Genomic DNA, 16,756 nt, shown 5'->3' with positions numbered 1-16,756 from the left:
GCGTCTGGGGGACCATGGGCATGAACGCCCTCACCGGCCCGTCCGCTTCACGGCCGGGCACCTGGCGCAAGCACCCGTCTGGAGTACCTGCGATGGAACCCGACGTTCGCACATGCCCTTTCGACTTCGCCCAGGCCCTCGAATTCGACCCCGTGCTCGAGCAACTGCTGACGGAGGAGCCCGTCGCCCGCATCCGCATGCCCTATGGGGAGGGCGAGGCGTGGCTCGTCACCCGCTATGAGGACGTGCGCACCGTCACCACCGACCGCCGCTTCAGCCGCAGCGCCGTCGTCGGCCGCGACTATCCCCGGATGACGCCCGAGCCGATCATCCAGGCCGAGGCGATCAATGTGATGGACCCGCCGGCCAGCAGCAGACTGCGCAGCCTGATCGCCAAGGGCTTCGCGCCCCGCCATGTGGACCGCATGCGGGTCCGCACCCAGCACGTCGTGGACGACCTGCTGGACCGGATGGAGCGGCACGGCCCGCCCGCCGACCTCGTCGAGCACGTGGCCTCCCCCCTGCCGATGACCACGATCTGCGAGGTCCTCGACATCCCCGAGGCCGACCGCACCCAACTCCGGCGCAACGCCTGGACGATGATGGGCGTCGGCGCGGGCGGCCGGGAAGCGGCCGTCAAGGCCAAGGCCGAGCTCCGCGCCTATTTCGACACCTGGACCGCCCAGCGGCGCGCGAACCCCGGTGACGACCTGATCAGCACGCTGGCCCTCGCCCGCGACGGCGACGAGATCCTGAACGACGAGGAACTCTCCGTCATGGCCATGGTCCTGCTCATCACCGGCCAGGACACCACGTCGTACGAGATCGGCAATATCTCCTACACCCTGCTCACCCGGCCCGAGGTGGCGGCCGTGCTGCGCGACAAGCCCGAGCGGCTGCCGCAGGTGATGGAGGAGCTGCTGCGGTTCATCCCCTTCCGCAAGGGCGTCGGCATCCCGCGCGTCGCCATGGAGGACGTGACGCTGAGCGGCGTCACGATCAAGGCCGGCGACATGGTGCACGTCTCGTATCTGACGGCCAACCGCGACGAGCGCAAGTTCGAGCGCTCCGGCGAGCTGGACCTGGACCGCAAGTCCCCGCCCCACATGACCTTCGGCTGGGGCTCCCACCACTGCCTCGGCGCCCCCCTGGCGGCCATGGAGCTCCAGGTGGCCCTGGGCACCCTCCTCCACCGCTTCCCGTCCCTGACCCTCGCGGTCCCCCAGGAAGAGGTGCCATGGAACACGACCTCGATCTGGCGCTATCCGACGTCACTGCCGGTGAGGTGGTGAGGCGGACCCTGACGGGCGCTCACCGGTCGGCGGTGAGCTTCCCGGCCGTACCCCAGCTGTCGGTGGGCACGTCGTGGATCCAGACCTGCACGGTCTCGGCCGGGATCCCGTACGTGTCCACGAAGGAGTCGGTGATCTGCTTGACCAGCTCGCGCTTGAGCTCGACGCTGCGCGGACCCTGGTGAACGGTGACGATGGGCATGGCTTGAACTCCCGTCTCCCCGGCGGCTTCCCGGCCTGTCCGGGCCGCTCACCGGCATGACCCCAGTCCACCGCCCGCCGCCCGCCCGTCCAAGAGGCACTTGCCGCTCGCAGTGATCACGAATCGAGATCACCGGGCTCGGCGAGATCACCGGGCTCGGGCCGCCTCCGACCGACACGACAGGGGCGGCCACGACAGAGGCGGCACCGGGGCGGCGCTCAGGGTTGCTCCGAGGCGGCTCAGGGCTTCTCCGGGGCGGACGGCCCCGACGGAGCGGGGTGTTCCAGGGTCCGCGGATCCGGCTTCGGCGCCTCCCAGGCGGGTCCGACGGAGAGGTAGGTGGTCCGCATGAGCAGATCCCCGGCCCGGAGCTTCTGCGTCCCCCACTTCAGGCCGTCGTCCCGCGCGGTGTTCACGGCCTCCAGCACGTGGAACGCCCCGGGGTCGACGATCAGCCGCCGGTGCCAGGTGCCGGCGTCGATGTCGACGGCCGTGCCGGTGCGCCCGGTGCTGTCCTTGACCCGCTCCGTCACCCGCGCCCCGGGGATGCCGGTGAGGACCTTGAACAGCGCGGCCCGCAGCGGGGCTTCGGCGGGTGACTGGGCGAGCAGTTCTTCGATGCCGTTGAAGAGCCCCTCCTCGGTCTCCTCACCGGTGGCCTGCCCGACGAGCCGGGCCCGCAGCTCCTCCGGGCCGGTCGGCAGTGTCTTGAGCTCGTCCCACCGGACCGCCTTGCCGCAGATCTCGTAGGCCGTCCCCGCGATGTCCACGGAGTAGAACTGGACCGGACCGTCACCGGACTGCCCGCGGGTGTCGCTCCGGCTCCGCCAGACGGTCTGGTACGACCCGTCCGGCTGCTTGTCGCTCGTCCGGTTCCACTGGAAGGTGCGCACTTTCCAGTACGGCGCCGTCCCCGTCCGCTCCTGCACCGCCGTCCGCTGCGCCGCCGGGGAGCTGCCGCGCTCGTCCCCGGAGTCCGACCACGGGTGGAGCGCGACACCCAGCACGACCGCCACGACCGCCGCCGCCGAGGCGAGCACGGGCAGGCGACGCCGCCACGTCCGCACCGGGACGACCGCGGCCACCGGCTCCCACGCGAGCTCGACGGCCGGCCGGTCCCCTTCCGCTTCCGCCTGCCCGGCCGCCGACCGCACCGCGGCCAGCGCCGCGGCGACGGCGTCCGCCGAGGGCGGCGCGACCTTGCCCGCGGCCTTCAGCCGCCGGGCACCGGGGAAGTCGAGGAGGTCCCTGTCGTTCATGTCCTGCTGCCCGGTCATGCGAGGTCTCCTGTCAGGGGAAGCGGGGCGGAGGGGCCGAGCGCCGCACGCAGCCGCGTGCGCGCCCGGTGCAGCCGGGACCTGGCGGTACCCGCAGGCACGCCGACGACGGCCGCGGCCTCGGTCGGGCTGAGCTGCTCCCACGCGATCAGGAGCAGCAGTTCCCGCTCCACGGCCGGCAGCTCGGCCAGGGTCCGGCGCATCAGCGGCGCGACCGCCGCCGCGTCCAGCCTCCGGTCGACGGCGTGCCACGGGTCGCTGCTCGTCTCGTCGGCGAGCGTGGCGGCGGGCCGGTCCTGCCCGCGCCAGTGCGCGGCCAGCACATTGCGGGCCACGCCGAAGAGCCACGCCCGGACCGGCCCGCGGGCGGCGTCGTAGGTGCCGCGGCCGGCGTAGGCCCGCAGCCACGCCTCGGCCAGCAGATCGTCCGCCGCACCGGGCGCGCGGCGCGCGAAGTAGCCGTGCAGCGCCCTGGAATGGCGCTCCACGAGCGGTTCGAAGGCCGACGCGTCGGTTCCCGAGCGCGCCAGCAGTTCCTCGTCCGTTGCCACGGACCTCCCCTTCCACGGGCCACGCCTCCCGCAGCCCCCTCCCTTCTTGCCTCCACCCCACGAAAGCGTTCGCGCCCCGGGTCTGGGCGCGAATGACCGAACGAGTGCGGCCCGGCGCTTACGCCCGCGCTACCGCCCCCGGGCTAGCCTCCCCCTGACCAGCAAAAACGCCCCTCCCGCGGGGGAGGGGCGTGCGGCACAAACGGAGCGCCCCCGGCAGGACTCGAACCTGCGGCCAAGCGCTTAGAAGGCGCCTGCTCTATCCACTGAGCTACGGGGGCCGGTGTACGGCGGTCGCGGACGGGTGAAGCCCCAGGCTCGGTGGTGCCGTGACCTTGCCGGGGACAAGGATAGGGCTCCGCTCGCCCCGTCCCGGTTGCTTCACCTCCGTGCCACGATGTGCAGGTTTGGTGAAGCGGTCCTGATAATCGCAGGCAGGTACGAATCTTGCACCGTTTTTCACGCCCCAGGCGGCGGGTGTTGTGTACTCGTTATGCCTGAGTCCCATTCGCCACGCCTCGCGCGCCGTGGGCTATACGCTTCAAAATCACACCAGAATTGGGCATTCTGCACGTGTGGCGACCTTGGACGTACGGCCCCGGATGCTCGACGCGCTCTCCGCACTGCGTGACCGTGTCGACGCCGCACGCTTCCCGCTCCCCCTTCCCGGCGCCGCCCGCGCCCGTCGAAACCGTGCCGAACTCCTGGCGCAACTCGATGACTATCTGGTGCCCCGCCTGTGCGCCCCCGAAGCGCCGCTGCTGGCGGTCGTCGGGGGTTCCACCGGGGCGGGGAAGTCCACCCTCGTCAACTCCCTGGTGGGCCGCCGGGTCACTGCGGCGGGGGTCCTACGGCCGACGACCCGCACGCCAGTGCTGGTCTGCCACCCGGACGACCACCACTGGTTCGCGGGCCGGCGGGTGCTGCCGGAGCTGCGCAGGATGTGGGTCCCGGCCCAGGAGATCACCGCGTACGACCCCTGCGACCTGCGCCAGATGCGGGAGCTGATGGGCGCCCACGAACTCCTCGACCCGCGCGAGCTGCTGGAGCCGCACGCCGGGCGCAAGCCCCGCGCCCAGGAGGGGCGCGATCCGGCCGACCGGGAGGAGGACGGCCGGGGCGACGACCCCGAAGAGCTCCCCGCGCTCCGCATCGAGACTGACCGGAGCCTTCCGCTCGGCCTCGCCCTGCTGGACGCCCCCGACATCGACTCGCTCGTCGCCCGCAACCGCGACCTCGCCGCCGAGCTGATCTGCGCCGCCGACATCTGGGTACTCGTCACCACCGCGACCAGGTACGCCGATGCGGTGCCGTGGCACCTGCTGCGCACGGCGAAGGAGTACGACGTCACCCTCGTCACCGTGCTGGACCGGGTGCCGCACCAGGTGGCCGCCGAGGTGTCCCGGCACTACGGCGCGCTGCTGGCGGCAGCCGGCCTCGGCGACGTGCCGCGGTTCACGATCCCCGAGCTCCCGGAGTCCGCGGGCGGCGGGAACGGGCTGCTGCCCGCCTCGGCCGTCGCGGGGCTGCGCGCCTGGCTCGATCAGCGGGCGCAGGACCCGGCGGCGCACACCGTCGCGTCCGCCCGCACGGTCGCGGGCCTGCTGGCCTCGCTCGGGTCCCGGCTGCCCGGCCTCGCCGGGGCCGCGGCGATGCAGCACGCCGCGGCCGTACGGCTGCTCCAGCGGGTGGAGGACGCGTACGGGCGGGCGGGTGAACGGGTGCGGCAGGAGGTCGCCGCGGGCGAGGTGCTCGCCGGTGACGCGCTCACCCACTGGCGCGGGCACCCGCAGGACAGCACCGCCGACGAGCTGCTCACCGCGCTCACCAGCTCCCTGGCGGCGGTGCTGAGCTGCGCCGTCGCGGCCGCCGACGAGGAGATCGCCGCGGCGTGCGCGGGCGACCCCGCGGCCGGCACGGTGCTCGCGCCGCGCGACCCGGACGGGGCGATCGGCCGGATCGGCGTGGCCGTACGCCGCTGGCGCCGCTGCCTGGAGGAGGTCGCGGAGGAGACGGTGCGCGCGGCCGAACGCGGCACGGGCCTCGACCCGGACCGGGCCGGCGCCCTGCTCGCCGTATCGCTGCTGGGCGGCCGCCGGGCCCGCACGGCGGGGGAGATCCTCGCCGGAACACTCGGTCCACAGGGCGTGCTGCGGCTGCGCGACCGAGGCGCGCAACTGCTGGCCGACTGCCTGGAGCGGGTGCTCGAAGGAGAGCGCGACCGCCGGACCGCGCCGCTCGAAGCGCTCGAGATCACCCCCGACCACCAGGTCGAACTCATCGCCGCGCTGTCCGTACTCCAGAGGGAGAGGTGACCGCCGTGTCCATGTCCGACAGTCGTTCCGACAGTCGTGAGGAACGCCACGAGAAGCCTGCCCCGGAGGCCGCGCGCGGCACATGGGACGACGGCCTGATCGCGCGCCGCGCGCGCCCAGGGCGCGCACCCCGTCCGTACGCCGCCCCGGAGAGCCCGAGCGCCGAGCGCGCGGTGGACCTCAAGGACGGCGCCCTGCCGGAGCGTGCGCGCATTCCCGAGCGCCCCATGTACGCGCCCGACCCCACTCCCACGCCCCCGATCGGCGCCGTCCTGAGGCCCCGGCTGGACGCGCTGCGCGAGCTCGTGGGGCTGTCGCGGGCGCGGCTGGACCGGCGGACGCTCGCGGAGGCGGGGCGGGTGCTGGAGGAGGCGGCGGCCCGGCAGCGGCACTCGCTGGACCTGACGGTCGTGGCGATCGCCGGGGCGACGGGCAGCGGCAAGTCGACACTCTTCAACGCCCTCGCCCGGACGCAGCTTTCGGAGGCCGGGGTGCGCCGGCCGACGACGGCCGTGCCGATCGCGTGCGCCTGGACGGACCGGGCGGACGGCGCGGAGGGACTGCTGGACCGGCTCGGCATCCCGGCGCGGGCCCGCCGGCAGCCGGTCCGCCCGTACGACCCGGGCATGCACGGGCTCGTCCTGCTGGACCTGCCCGACCACGACTCCGCGACGACCGGCCACCGCGAGCAAGTGGACCGGCTGCTGCGGCTGGTCGACGCGGTGATCTGGGTGGTGGACCCGGAGAAGTACGCGGACGCGGTGCTGCACGAGCGCTATCTGCGGCCGCTGGCGGGCTACGCCGAGGTCACCTTCGTGGTGCTCAACCAGGTGGACCGGCTCTCGGAGGACGCCGCCGACCAGGTGCTGGACGACCTGCGGCGGCTGCTGGACGAGGACGGGCTGGCCCTGGGCGAACACGGCGAGCCGGGCGCCGTCGTGCTGGCCCTGTCGGCGCTCACGGGAGCGGGGGTGGGCGAACTGCGCGAGACCCTCACCCAGTTCACGGCCGGGCGGAACGTAGCCGAGCGGCGGCTGGTCGCCGACGTGGACGGCGTCTCCGCGCGGCTGCGGCCCGCCTATGTGGCCAAGGGGCGGCCAGGGCTGACGGAGGCGGCCCGGCAGGAGTTCGAGGACCGGCTGGCGGAGGCGGTGGGCGCCCAGGCCGCCGGCCTCGCGGCGGAGCGCGCGTGGCTGCGCGACGCGGATCGCGCCTGCGGCACGTCATGGACGCTGGCCCACCACTGGTTCGGGCGGAAGCGGGGGGCGCGGAAGGTGGCGCGCATGAAGGGGAGCGCACAGCGGACCGCGCTCGGGCGTGCGGGCGAGCGCGTGAGCGGGAGTGTGTTCGACACGCTCGCGCCCCCCAAGGCCGGCGACGCCCTCGGCGCACTCGCCCAGCTCGCGGCCTCGCCGTGCCGCACGGTCTCCCGGCCCCTGGTGGAACAGGCGGTACGGGCCCTGGCGTACGAGGCGTCCGCCGGGCTGCCCGACCCCTGGGCCCAGGCGGTACGGGAGGCGGCGGGCCGTGGCGCGGAGGGGCTGGCGGACGCCCTCGACGCGGCGGCCTCGGAGGCGGCGGCCATGGCGAACCGCTGGACCGGGCGGACCGGGGTGGGCCTGCGCACACGCGGGCCGCGTACGGGAGTGGGCGGCCGCCACGCCAAGGGCGGCGGGCCCTGCACGGAGACCCGGAGCGCGGCGACGGCGAGCGCGCCGGTGAACGGGAGCGGCCGACGGCGAGGCGCGGAGGAGGCCGGCGCGCTTGTCCAGGCCCCCGTGCTCCCGGTCCAGGAACTGACGGCCACCGAGCTGGTGTCCGCCGGACTCGCGGGAACGGGCAGGGCGGATGCCGGCGGTGGCGCCGGCGACCGGAGCGGGACGGTCGGCGTGACCGGCGGCGCCGGTCGACGGGCCACGTCCGGGACCGCGGCCGGTAAGCGCGCCCGCTTCCCTCTGCCACGTTTCGCGGCCGCTGCCGCAAGGCCCGCCAAGCCCGCCAGACCCGCCAAGCGTTCCGGGAGCAAGCGCTCCGGGGAACCGGGCAGTTCACGTACGCGCTCCGGGCGCGTGAGCACCTGGCGCACGCGCGGGGGTGCACGCCCGGCGCGCCCCGGCTGGTGGGCGGTGGCCGGGGTGATGCAGGGCGCGCTCCTCGGGCTGCAACTGGCCGGGGCCGTATGGCTGATGGGACTGGCGGCGGAGGTGGTCGGGGGCGAGTGGTGGGCTCCCGGGCTGCTGCTGACGGGCGGTGGCGTGGGTGGCCCGGTCCTCACCTGGTGCTGCCGGATGCTGGCGCGGGGCCCGGCGCGGCGGTACGGGCTGGAGACGGAGCGGCGCCTGCGGAGCGCGGCGGCGGGGTGCGGCCGGGAGCGCGTGCTGGAGCCGGTGGCGGCGGAACTGCTGCGATACCGGGAGGTACGGGCCCAGTTCGTGATCGCGGCGGGCGGGTCGTAAGGCGCCCGCGTCCGCTTTTTCCTTGGGCGCACGCGCTTTGCCTTGGCTTTCGCTTCTGTCTTGGGCGGCTGGGCGGGCCGATACCTGTGGGCCCGCCAGCTGTTGGGTCGTCAGGTGCGGTGGCGTGGTGCTGGCCGGGGGTTCGGGCTGGGCTGGGCCGGGCTCGGCGGGGCCGGGTCGGGCCCGGTCGACGAGCCCACCGCGTCGGCTGGCCGGCTCCGTTGACGCCTCGGCTCCGCTGTCTCTCTCCCCCCCCCACGAGTGACGGACTTATCCACAAAACGCTCGCTGTCCACAGCCCTCAGCGGGATCGCGCGAGCAAGGGCAGCATGGGTCTCGTTGCAGGTCCAACGCGGCGGGGGAGGCGGCTCGGATGAACGAGACATTGGTGACGGTCGTGGGGAATGTCGCGACGCAGCCGGACTACAGGGAGGTGGCGAACGGCGCGGCGGTCTCGCGGTTCCGGCTCGCGGCGACGGTGCGCCGCTGGGACCGGGGCCGGGACGAGTGGGTCGACGCGTACACGAGCTTCTACACCGTGCGCGCCTGGCGCACGCTGGCCGCGAATGTGGTGGCCTCGGTCACGGTCGGCGAACCACTCATCGTGCAGGGCAAGTTGCGGATCCAGGATCAGGAGCGGGACGGAAAGCGATGGCTCTCGGCGGAGATTGACGCGATGTCGATCGGCCACGACCTCACCCGCGGCACCTCGGCCTTCCGCAGGGTCTCGCCGGCCAGACCGCTGCCGGTCGAACCGGTGCGGATGGCGGGAGCGAGAGCGGAGGCGATGGCTCCGCCGGGGACGCGAGGGGCCGCTCCGAACGGTCCGCCGACGGGGGCGGAAGCCGTGGGAGCAGGGGCAATGGGTGTGGGAGCCGTCGGAGCCGCCGAGCTCGCGGCCGGGGCAACACCCCTGTGAAATGGGCGGTTTATCCCGCCGATTTATCGATAATGCCAGGTCAGGCGGCCTTCTCCGATAACGATTCCGATTCGGATCGGTTGGGCGGAGCCCTCGGCGGGGAAGCCGTCGCGCCCGCTCCTTAAGATCACGTTCGCAGCACGTGGCAACGGGGGCTTCTGAGTTTTGAGTTCGCTGGCGAGGCGTATCGACTGGTTCTGCGCGCGCCCGGAAGGAAATCGATGACTTCTGTCAAGAGGCGGGGAGCTGCCCGCCTTGCCGCAGCGGCCTTGGTGTCGGGTCTGGCTGCGGTAGGCACGATAGTCGTGGCGGGCCCCGCCGCCGCGGAGGACGCGCCGCGCAATTCGGGCGGCGTCAGCGCCACCCTCGGCAGGATCACGGCCGGATCGGGAGCCGTGGTCCACGACCGGCGGAAGACCGGCGACATGCAGGCGGGCCTGTTCGAGATGAAGGTCGAGGGCGGTGGCTCGCTCCAGACGTACTGCGTCGACATACTCACCAGCACCGTGGACGGCGCGAAGTACAAAGAGGTCGGCTGGGGCGAGTCGCCCCTGCACGGCAACAAGAACGCGGGCAGGATCCGCTGGATCCTCCAGCACTCCTATCCGCAGGTGAACGACCTCGCCGCGCTCGCCAAGGACGCCGACTCGGGCCCGCTCGACGCGAACACGGCCGCCGCGGGCACCCAGGTCGCGATCTGGCGCTACTCGGACGGCGTCCAGGTCGACGCCAAGGACGGCGCGGCCGAGAAGCTCGCCGACTACCTCTACAAGAACGCACAGGACGCCGAGGAGCCCCCCGCGTCCCTGGCGCTGACCCCGTCGGCGGTCTCCGGCAAGTCCGGCGGGCGGCTCGGCCCGGTCACCGTCCGCACCAGCGCGAGCAGCGTCACCGTCACCCCGGCCGGAGACGCCGCAGCTAAGGGCGTGAAGATCGTCGACAAGGAGGGCAAGCCGGTCACCTCCACCGGCGACGGGGGCGAGCTCTACTTCGACGTGCGGCACGGAGCCCGCGACGGCGCGCTGTCCCTGAAGGCCGCCGCCGTCACCAAGGCCCCGGTCGGCCGGGTCTTCATCGGCGACCACACCACCACGCAGAGCCAGATCCTGGCCGGCTCCAGCGAGAGCACCGTCTCCGCCACGGCCACCGCGACCTGGGCGGAGAAGGGCGCCATACCGGCCCTGTCCGCCAAGAAGAACTGCGCCAAGGGCGGCGTGGACATCACCGCGGACAACAAGGGCGACGCCCCGTTCGCCTTCGATCTCGACGGGACCAGACACTCCGTCCCCGCGGGCCGGTCGGAGACGACCTTCGTGAAGGTGGCCGAGGACCAGGCGTACCGCTTCACGATCAACGGCCCCAACGGCTTCACCAGGACGTTCTCCGGGATATTGGACTGCATGACCGCGGAGAGCGGCGCGGCCGTCGCCACCGACGGCGGCACGGCGGCGGGCACCGGCACCAAGGCGGAGCGCGCGTCCCGGATGCGTCCGGCCTCGGTGGGCGGCACCGGGAAGGGCGTGGTCAACGGCGCCGAGGGTGATCTCGCCGAGACGGGCGGCAGCCGCACCGACCCCACGTTCGCGGGCGTGGCGATCGCCCTGATCGTCGTCGGCAGCGGAGCGGTCTACCTCCTGCGCCGGCAGAAGGCGGCCTCCGGGGAGTGACTCCGGGCCCCCGGGCCCCCGGGCCTCCGGGCCCCCGGGCCTCCGGGCCTCCGGGCCTCCGGGCCTCCGGGCCTCCGGGCCTCCGGGCCTCCGGGCCTCCGGGCCTCCGGGCCCCCGGGCCCCCGGGCCCCCGGGCCCCCGGGGCCACGGTGTGCGGGCGGGTCGCTCCCGCCCGCGCACCACGGGACCGGACACGGCTGCCGCCTGACCGCGCACCACGGGACGGGGCAGCCGCTGCCGAGCGGGCTCGGTGAAGTCCGGTGGCGCCCTGAAGGGGGGCGGGGCGCCGTCCGAGTCACCTCGGACGCTGGTGGTCTCCCGGTGGCGCCCTGAAGAGGGGTGGGGCACCGCGCGACCAGCCACGACGTGCCCGCGGACGGCGTGCCGGCCTGTCGGCGGAGCGCACGGCTGTGACCAACCCGTTTCCGCCCGGGGCTACCAGTCCGGCATGATGGGGTGTATCTGCCCTCACGCGGCGGAGCCGCACATTGGCCCTTCTCGATTGCCGGACGGTTTCTCTTGGCTGAGTACATCTACACCATGCGCAAGACGCGCAAGGCGCACGGCGACAAGGTCATCCTCGATGACGTGACGCTGAGCTTCCTGCCCGGTGCGAAGATCGGTGTGGTCGGCCCCAACGGTGCCGGTAAGTCCACCGTGCTCAAGATCATGGCGGGTCTGGAGCAGCCGTCCAACGGCGACGCCTTCCTGGCGCCGGGCTACAGCGTCGGCATCCTCATGCAGGAGCCGAAGCTGGACGAGTCCAAGACCGTCCTGGAGAACGTCGAGGACGGCGTCGCGGAGATCAAGGGGAAGCTCAACCGCTTCAACGAGATCGCCGAGCTGATGGCGACGGACTACTCCGACGCGCTGCTCGAGGAGATGGGCAAGCTCCAGGAGGACCTGGACCACGCCAACGCCTGGGACCTCGACGCCCAGCTGGAGCAGGCCATGGACGCGCTGGGCTGCCCGCCCGGCGACTGGCCGGTCGTCAACCTCTCCGGTGGTGAGAAGCGCCGCGTCGCCCTCTGCAAGCTGCTGCTCGAGGCCCCCGACCTGCTGCTCCTCGACGAGCCCACCAACCACCTCGACGCCGAGTCGGTGAACTGGCTGGAGCAGCACCTCGCCAAGTACGCCGGCACCGTCGTGGCGATCACCCACGACCGCTACTTCCTCGACAACGTCGCCGAGTGGATCCTGGAGCTCGACCGCGGCCGCGCCCTCCCCTACGAGGGCAACTACTCCACCTACCTGGAGAACAAGGCCGCGCGTCTGAAGGTCGAGGGCCAGAAGGACGCGAAGCGCGCCAAGCGCCTCAAGGAAGAGCTGGAGTGGGTCCGCTCCAACGCCAAGGGCCGTCAGGCCAAGTCCAAGGCCCGTCTCGCTCGCTACGAGGAGATGGCCGCCGAGGCCGACAAGATGCGGAAGCTGGACTTCGAGGAGATCCAGATCCCGCCGGGCCCGCGCCTGGGCTCCGTCGTGGTCGAGGTCAACAACCTCTCCAAGGCGTTCGGCGAGAAGGTCCTCATCGACGACCTGTCCTTCACGCTGCCGCGCAACGGCATCGTGGGCGTCATCGGCCCGAACGGCGCGGGCAAGACCACGCTGTTCAAGATGATCCAGGGCCTGGAGACGCCGGACTCCGGTTCGATCAAGGTCGGCGACACCGTCAAGATCTCCTACGTCGACCAGAGCCGCGCCAACATCGACCCCAAGAAGACGCTGTGGGCCGTCGTCTCCGACGAGCTGGACTACATCAACGTCGGCCAGGTCGAGATGCCGTCCCGCGCCTACGTCTCGGCGTTCGGCTTCAAGGGCCCGGACCAGCAGAAGCCGGCCGGTGTGCTCTCCGGTGGTGAGCGCAACCGCCTGAACCTGGCGCTGACCCTCAAGCAGGGCGGCAACCTGCTGCTCCTCGACGAGCCGACGAACGACCTCGACGTCGAGACCCTCTCCTCGCTGGAGAACGCCCTGCTCGACTTCCCGGGCGCCGCTGTGGTCGTCTCCCACGACCGCTGGTTCCTGGACCGGGTCGCCACGCACATCCTGGCGTACGAGGGCGACTCCAAGTGGTTCTGGTTCGAGGGCAACTTCGAGTCGTACGAGAAGAACAAGATCGAGCGCCTCGGCCCGGACGCGGCTCGTCCGCACCGCGCCACCTACAAGAAGCTCACCCGGGGCTGACCGTGGCCCGTCACGTGTACTCGTGCCCCCTGCGCTGGTCGGACATGGACGCGTTCGGCCATGTGAACAACGCGGTCTTCATCCGCTACCTCGAAGAGGCGCGGATCGACTTCATGTTCCGGCTGGCGCCGGGGGAGGGGAGCGCGTCCTTCACGGGCGGCTCCGTCGTGGCCCGGCACGAGATCGACTACCTGCGTCCCCTGGTGCACCGGCATGCTCCGGTGACCATCGAGACATGGGTGACGAAGCTGGGCGCGGCGTCCCTGACCGTCGCCTATGAGGTCAAGGACGAGGACCGGGTGTACGTGAAGGCCACCACCGTCGTCGTGCCGTTCGACTTCCAGGCGGGCCGCCCGCGGCGGATCACCGCCGAGGAGCGGGCCTTCCTGGAGGAGTACCGGGACGACGCCGGGGAGCCGGAAGGCCGTCCCGCCGTGAAGGGGGCCGTCGCCGCATGACGGAGCGATCCGTTCCGTATGGGCAGCGGCTGTGCTTCGCCGATGCCGGGGAGGCGGCCGACCTGGCCGCCTTCCTGGCCCGGCTGATCCACTACGACCGGGCCGCCGCGGTCCGGATCCAGGCGAGCGGCGGGGTGCTGGGCGTCTTCGGCCGCCCGCCGTCCTTCGAGGTCCTCGCCATCCGCACCGCGCGGCTCGCCGAGCCCGCGCCGGGCGCGGAGCGCACCGTGCTGGACACCACCGTCTCCGCAGGTCAGCTCGCCGACGCCCTGGACGCGGCGGAGGCGGCTCCCGGCGCCGGGCCGGTCGTGGTCGTGCCCGAGGCCGTCACGGGCCCGCCGTGGGCCGGGGTGCTGCCCCCGCGCAGCGGCTGGCAGCGCGTCGAGGGCCTGCCAGACGTGGAGGCCGTGCGGGGTGCCGTGGCGGCCGCCGTCACGGAGTTCCGCACCCGGGACGAGGCCCTGCCCGAGCAGCGGCGCACTCGCGTCGAGAGGGACCGCATCGGCCGGGAGATCTGGTCCCGCACCCTGGGCGACACGGCGCTGCCGCTGCGCGCGGTGCACGCCGCCCAGTCGCTGGGCTTCCTGCGGCCCGTACGGACAGCGGCGGCCGCCGGGCCCGCCGCGGGCCGGGCCGGTGCCGCGCTCGCCCTCGGCCCCGAGCCGCTGGCGCTCTTCGCCGCGGGCGGCTGGCTGCGCCTGCGCACCCCGTACGGCTCGGTCGCCGTGCGCACGGGCGGCCTGCAGGGCCTGACGGTCACGCCTGCCTGAGCGGCGCCGTGAACGGCGCCGCTCAGCCCTCGGTGTTGACCATCGAGGCGGCGGCGTAGGTCAGGTACTTCCACAGCTGGTCGGTGTGCGCCGGGGAGAGCTCCAGCTCGTCGACGGCGACCCGCATGTGCCGCAGCCACGCGTCGTGCGCGGCGCGGTCCACCGCGAAGGGCGCGTGCCGCATCCGCAGCCGCGGGTGGCCGCGGTTGTCGCTGTACGTACGGGGGCCGCCCCAGTACTGGATCAGGAAGAGGACCAGGCGCTCCTCGGCCGGGCCGAGGTCCTCCTCCGGGTACATCGGCCGCAGCAGCGGGTCCTCCGCGACGCCCTGGTAGAAGCGGTGGACCAGGCGCCGGAAGGTCTCCTCGCCGCCCACCTGCTCGTAGAACGTCTGCTCCTGCAGTGTGCCGCGCGGAATCTCAATCACCCCTCCATGGTCTCAGACCACACGGCCGACGACCGGAGAAGTAGGACCATTGCCCTTTCCGGGGCCGCCCGCGCGCCGGGCCGCCTTCGCGCCCCGGCCGCCGCCTTCGCACCCCGCCCGTCGGCGGCGCACCCTGGACACATGGCCGATGACGCCTACGACCGAGAGCTCGCGGCCGGTCTCCGCGCCGGGCTCGTACGGGAGCTGATAGCCCGCGGCGAGCTGGCCGACCCCCGGTGGCGGGCAGCCTTCGAGCAGGTCCCGCGCGAGCTGTTCGTGCCGTCCTACTACGTGGGCGCGCCCGGCGGATACCGGCGGCTCTCCCGGGCCGACCCCGCCCCCGGGGCGCGCGAGGCCTGGCTGACCGGGGTCTACGCGGACGAGCCGCTGGCCACGTACGTCCGGGACGGCGAGCTGATCTCCTCCAGCAGCCAGCCGTCGCTGATGGCCAAGATGCTCGCGGCCCTGGATCCGCGGGAGGGGCACGCCGTCCTGGAGATCGGCGCGGGCACCGGCTACAACGCCGCCCTGCTCGCGCACCGGCTCGGGGACGACGCCGTCACGACCGTCGATCTCGACCCCGAGATCACGGACGCCGCCCGCGCGCACCTCGCGGAGGCCGGTTTCCACCCGACGGTCGTCACCGGCGACGGGGCGCTCGGCTGCCCCTCGCGCGCCCCCTTCGACCGGACCATGGCCACCTGCGCCCTGCCTGCCGTGCCGCCCGCCTGGATCGCGCAGAGCAGGCCGGGCGCGCTGATCCTCGCCCCGCTCGCCACCGGGCTGATCGCCCTGCGGGTCACGGACGCGACGCACGCGGAGGGACGTTTCCTGCACACCCCCGCCTACTTCGTGCCGCTGCGCGGCGCGGCCGTGCCACCGCCGCCCGACCGGAGCGGCGTCCCCTGGCGCCTGCTTCGGAACGATCAGTTCCAGTTCCTGCTGGCGCTCAGCCGGATGGCACCGGCGGACGCCCTCGCCCTGTGGCACGACGAAGGCCGCCCGCCGCGCGAACGCTACGGCCTGACCGTGGCCGGGGACCGCCAGTGGGCCTGGCTGGACACCCCCGACGGCCCCTGGCGCTGGCCCCTGGACCGGGAGATCAGCCCCGGTGGAGCGTGATCGTGGTCCAGGCGCCGACGTGCACCCGGTCGCCGTCCTGGAGCGGCACCGGCACGTACGGCTGGATCGGCTCCTCCGAGCCGTTGATCGTGGTGCCGTTGGTGGAGTCCTGGTCGACGACCGCCCAGCTGCCGTCCGGCTGCTGCACCAGCATGGCGTGCTGGTGCGAGACGCCCGGGTCCTCCGGCGGCCGGGACAGGTCGATGTCCGGGGACTCCCCGGTGCTGTGCCGGCGGCGGCCGATCGTCACCTGCGGGCCGCTCAGCGGGAGCTGGAGCTCGGGGGAGTAGGCGGGCAGGTTCAGCCCGGCCGCCTCCGGACCGCTGCGGTTCATCATCGCCAGGAAGTAGTCGCGGTCGGGTGCCACCACCGCGGTCCAGCCCGCGGGCGCGGTGGGTGGCCCCGCCTGCGGCGGCACGCCCTGCGGCACCCCCTCGGCCGCGTGCTCCTGATACGCCCCGTGCTCCTGATAGGGGGACGCGTGCTCCGCGTACGGATACGACGGTGCCGGCGCGGAGTTCGGCGGCGGGAGCATCCAGTCGCCGTCGTCGCCGTACGACGGCGTCGCCGGGTGGGTCTCCGGAGTGAGCGGCTCGGCCGGGCGGTTGATCCGGGACGGACGCGAACCGTAGTACTCGTACGACTGCGGCGGCTGCGTGTGCTGCGGGGCCGGTGGTGGCGTCGACTGGAGGTCCTGCGCCTGCGGCACCGGCGGCGGGCCGAACGAACCCCCCGTGTGCGTCAGGAAGTTGTGCCGGCACTCCTCGCAGAACGGCGCCTGCGCCTCACGCGGCGTACGGCACCGCGGGCACAGCTCCGCCTGGACGGTCGTGTCCCCGTAATAGCCACCGCCCGGGCCGGACAGGGGCGGCGTGGAGGGCGGTGGCGGCGGGGGCACGGCACCCGCGGGGGCGGCCGCCGACATCCGGTGGCCGCACACCTCGCACCAGTCGTCGGCCGCCGACTGGTGGCCGTTCGGGCAGGTCGGCATGTCGGTTGATCCCCCTTGTGTGCCGTTTCGTCGCCGGTCTGTGCACCGGTCGCTCGCACCGGATCGTCTCACCGGGCCGCGCACCGGTGACCGCCGGGCCGTCACCGGACCGGGGCGAGCCCGCC

14 protein-coding genes and 1 tRNA gene are annotated in these 16,756 nt (G+C 73.5%); 9 read left to right on the top strand and 6 right to left on the bottom strand.

Translation table 11 applies throughout. The features are described from left to right. The first annotated feature begins 92 nt into the window (after positions 1–92). Positions 93–1,292, top strand: coding sequence for a cytochrome P450 (locus ACFY1P_RS14545; RefSeq protein WP_390750773.1), 1,200 nt, complete (start codon positions 93–95; stop codon positions 1,290–1,292). A 19-nt stretch (positions 1,293–1,311) separates the two neighbouring features. Here ACFY1P_RS14545 and dmpI read toward each other — a convergent pair whose 3' ends face one another. The 4 genes from dmpI to ACFY1P_RS14525 form a co-directional block, all read right to left on the bottom strand. Then, entirely contained in the window at positions 1,312–1,494 is a 183-nt protein-coding gene (gene dmpI / locus ACFY1P_RS14540) for a 4-oxalocrotonate tautomerase DmpI (protein ID WP_361526986.1), read from the bottom strand. 239 nt (positions 1,495–1,733) lie between these two features. After that, a complete protein-coding gene (locus ACFY1P_RS14535) occupies positions 1,734–2,771 on the bottom strand; it encodes a hypothetical protein (RefSeq protein ID WP_390750772.1) in 1,038 nt (345 codons plus the stop codon). Continuing rightward, a complete protein-coding gene (locus ACFY1P_RS14530) occupies positions 2,768–3,322 on the bottom strand; it encodes an RNA polymerase sigma factor (protein WP_361526982.1) in 555 nt (184 codons plus the stop codon). The genes ACFY1P_RS14535 and ACFY1P_RS14530 overlap by 4 nt, the downstream gene beginning before the upstream one ends. A 208-nt stretch (positions 3,323–3,530) precedes the next feature. Then, a tRNA-Arg gene (locus ACFY1P_RS14525) sits at positions 3,531–3,603 on the bottom strand. Between the two features lie 303 nt (positions 3,604–3,906). Here ACFY1P_RS14525 and ACFY1P_RS14520 point away from each other — a divergent pair. The 7 genes from ACFY1P_RS14520 (at position 3,907) to ACFY1P_RS14490 (ending at position 14,091) form a co-directional block, all read left to right on the top strand. After that, on the top strand, positions 3,907–5,637 hold the full coding sequence (locus tag ACFY1P_RS14520; RefSeq protein ID WP_390750794.1) for a dynamin family protein: 1,731 nt from the start codon (positions 3,907–3,909) through the stop codon (positions 5,635–5,637). Between the two features lie 11 nt (positions 5,638–5,648). Beyond that, positions 5,649–8,093 carry a GTPase gene (locus tag ACFY1P_RS14515; RefSeq protein ID WP_390750771.1) on the top strand — a complete coding sequence of 815 codons (2,445 nt, stop codon included), beginning with the start codon at positions 5,649–5,651 and terminating at the stop codon, positions 8,091–8,093. Positions 8,094–8,466: 373 nt separating this feature from the next. Then, entirely contained in the window at positions 8,467–9,012 is a 546-nt protein-coding gene (locus ACFY1P_RS14510) for a single-stranded DNA-binding protein (protein ID WP_390750770.1), read from the top strand. Positions 9,013–9,233: 221 nt separating this feature from the next. Next, on the top strand, positions 9,234–10,679 hold the full coding sequence (locus ACFY1P_RS14505; RefSeq protein WP_361526976.1) for a Cys-Gln thioester bond-forming surface protein: 1,446 nt from the start codon (positions 9,234–9,236) through the stop codon (positions 10,677–10,679). A gap of 519 nt (positions 10,680–11,198) precedes the next feature. Further along, complete coding sequence (gene ettA / locus ACFY1P_RS14500; RefSeq protein WP_361526974.1) at positions 11,199–12,863, top strand: energy-dependent translational throttle protein EttA; 1,665 nt, start codon at positions 11,199–11,201, stop codon at positions 12,861–12,863. Positions 12,864–12,865: 2 nt separating this feature from the next. Beyond that, on the top strand, positions 12,866–13,321 hold the full coding sequence (locus ACFY1P_RS14495) for a thioesterase family protein (RefSeq protein ID WP_361526972.1): 456 nt from the start codon (positions 12,866–12,868) through the stop codon (positions 13,319–13,321). Then, positions 13,318–14,091 (top strand): hypothetical protein, encoded by a 774-nt coding sequence (locus ACFY1P_RS14490; RefSeq protein ID WP_390750769.1) that lies wholly within the window; start codon positions 13,318–13,320, stop codon positions 14,089–14,091. The genes ACFY1P_RS14495 and ACFY1P_RS14490 overlap by 4 nt, the downstream gene beginning before the upstream one ends. Positions 14,092–14,113: 22 nt before the next feature. Here ACFY1P_RS14490 and ACFY1P_RS14485 read toward each other — a convergent pair whose 3' ends face one another. After that, positions 14,114–14,518, bottom strand: coding sequence for a globin (locus ACFY1P_RS14485; RefSeq protein ID WP_361532941.1), 405 nt, complete (start codon positions 14,516–14,518; stop codon positions 14,114–14,116). A 141-nt stretch (positions 14,519–14,659) separates the two neighbouring features. On the opposite strand from ACFY1P_RS14485, the gene ACFY1P_RS14480 reads away from it, so the two are divergent. After that, positions 14,660–15,640 (top strand): methyltransferase domain-containing protein, encoded by a 981-nt coding sequence (locus tag ACFY1P_RS14480; protein ID WP_361532944.1) that lies wholly within the window; start codon positions 14,660–14,662, stop codon positions 15,638–15,640. Here the strand turns inward: ACFY1P_RS14480 and ACFY1P_RS14475 are convergent. Then, complete coding sequence (locus ACFY1P_RS14475) at positions 15,621–16,631, bottom strand: FHA domain-containing protein (RefSeq protein WP_361532947.1); 1,011 nt, start codon at positions 16,629–16,631, stop codon at positions 15,621–15,623. The genes ACFY1P_RS14480 and ACFY1P_RS14475 overlap by 20 nt on opposite strands. Between the last annotated feature and the right edge of the window lie 125 nt (positions 16,632–16,756).

This window comes from Streptomyces sp. NPDC001407 (genome assembly GCF_042895325.1).
In the GTDB taxonomy this organism is placed as follows: Bacteria; Actinomycetota; Actinomycetes; order Streptomycetales; family Streptomycetaceae; genus Streptomyces.
The sequence above is the reverse complement of the archived record's forward strand: the minus strand, read 5'-3'. Positions and strand labels throughout refer to the sequence as shown.

Excerpts from the sequence above, each read along its gene's own strand:
- ACFY1P_RS14545 (WP_390750773.1), top strand. The coding sequence starts at position 93 with ATGGAACCCGACGTTCGCACATGCCCTTTCGACTTCGCCCAGGCCCTC.
- dmpI (WP_361526986.1), bottom strand. The coding sequence starts at position 1,494 with ATGCCCATCGTCACCGTTCACCAGGGTCCGCGCAGCGTCGAGCTCAAG.
- ACFY1P_RS14535 (WP_390750772.1), bottom strand. The coding sequence starts at position 2,771 with ATGACCGGGCAGCAGGACATGAACGACAGGGACCTCCTCGACTTCCCC.
- ACFY1P_RS14515 (WP_390750771.1), top strand. The coding sequence starts at position 5,649 with ATGTCCGACAGTCGTTCCGACAGTCGTGAGGAACGCCACGAGAAGCCT.
- ACFY1P_RS14510 (WP_390750770.1), top strand. The coding sequence starts at position 8,467 with ATGAACGAGACATTGGTGACGGTCGTGGGGAATGTCGCGACGCAGCCG.
- ACFY1P_RS14505 (WP_361526976.1), top strand. The coding sequence starts at position 9,234 with ATGACTTCTGTCAAGAGGCGGGGAGCTGCCCGCCTTGCCGCAGCGGCC.
- ACFY1P_RS14490 (WP_390750769.1), top strand. The coding sequence starts at position 13,318 with ATGACGGAGCGATCCGTTCCGTATGGGCAGCGGCTGTGCTTCGCCGAT.
- ACFY1P_RS14480 (WP_361532944.1), top strand. The coding sequence starts at position 14,660 with ATGGCCGATGACGCCTACGACCGAGAGCTCGCGGCCGGTCTCCGCGCC.
- ACFY1P_RS14475 (WP_361532947.1), bottom strand. The coding sequence starts at position 16,631 with ATGCCGACCTGCCCGAACGGCCACCAGTCGGCGGCCGACGACTGGTGC.